We start from the raw sequence: 453 nt of genomic DNA, 5'->3' as shown, positions 1-453 counted from the left end.
AATCTGCGCCATCGCCACTCCCCGTCCGGTAGGTTTGATGTTCATCGAACCTGGCCGAGCCTACGCGGGGTTCGACGTTCATCAAACTTATTTTCCGGTGACAGGGGACGCTCATGGCAGACGTTCCGGCGGTCGAGGCGCCGAGTCCGGTCGCTGCCCTGTCGCAGTTGCTGGCCGCCCTGCAAGACCCGGTCCGGCTGGAGATGGTGCGACGGCTACACGATGCCGGTGAGCCGGTGAAGTGTGCCGCGCTCTATGACGGCATCAACAAGTCGACGGCCACCCACCACTTCAACATCTTGCGCGACGCCGGGCTTACCGAGCGTGTCGTCAGCGAAGGCCATATCCACCAGAGGCTGCGTGTGCGTGAGGTGAACGTCGCGATGCCCGGCCTGCTCGATGCGATAGTCGCGCAGGCGAACCGTGAATCCGGTGCCACCGGTTGACGGCCCC

The 453-nt window shown here is 64.2% G+C and carries 1 protein-coding gene; it reads left to right on the top strand.

Annotated elements, in window-relative coordinates:
• Positions 1-113 precede the first annotated feature (113 nt).
• Positions 114-446, top strand: a complete 333-nt coding sequence (locus IMZ11_RS44115; protein ID WP_054603335.1) for a helix-turn-helix transcriptional regulator — start codon at positions 114-116, stop codon at positions 444-446.
• The last annotated feature ends 7 nt before the right edge of the window (positions 447-453 follow it).

Source organism: Microtetraspora sp. AC03309, assembly GCF_020826795.1.
In the GTDB taxonomy this organism is placed as follows: domain Bacteria; phylum Actinomycetota; class Actinomycetes; order Streptosporangiales; family Streptosporangiaceae; genus Microtetraspora; species Microtetraspora glauca.
Note: the sequence above shows the minus strand (reverse complement) of the source record. Positions and strands in the feature narration are given on the sequence as shown.